We start from the raw sequence: 406 nt of genomic DNA on the forward strand, positions 1-406 counted from the left end.
CAGTTTTGTACCAACCTTGGTAGCCAGAAAAGACCAACAGCAGCAGCACTATTTTGAACGACACCATAGCCCTCTGTTGTTGGATTATGTGCAGCGTGAAGTGGCGTCTGGCGAGCGTATTGTTGTCGAAAGTGATTATTGGGTGGCCTTGGTTCCTTACTGGGCAGCTTGGCCGTTCGAGACGATGGTCTTGCCAAAAGTTAAGCTGGGCCGACTGACGGAAATGACTCAAGAGATCCAGGTTGATCTCGCCAAGACGATTAAGTTGTTAACCACTAAGTACGATAACCTTTTTCAGTGCTCTTTCCCTTACTCAATGGGCTGGCATGGAGCACCGTTTATCGGCGGAAATCCCGACGCTTATTGGCAAGTACATGCGAGCTTTTTACCACCATTACTACGCAGT

Annotated in this window: 1 protein-coding gene; it reads left to right on the top strand. The window is 48.5% G+C overall.

Annotated features, from left to right (window positions below):
- The coding region (galT, locus tag RXX31_RS11675) for a galactose-1-phosphate uridylyltransferase (protein ID WP_317589527.1) at positions 1-406 on the top strand (406 nt) is incomplete at both ends.

Origin of the sequence: Vibrio sp. EA2, assembly GCF_033042495.1 — a bacterium.
Classification (GTDB): Bacteria; Pseudomonadota; Gammaproteobacteria; order Enterobacterales; family Vibrionaceae; genus Vibrio.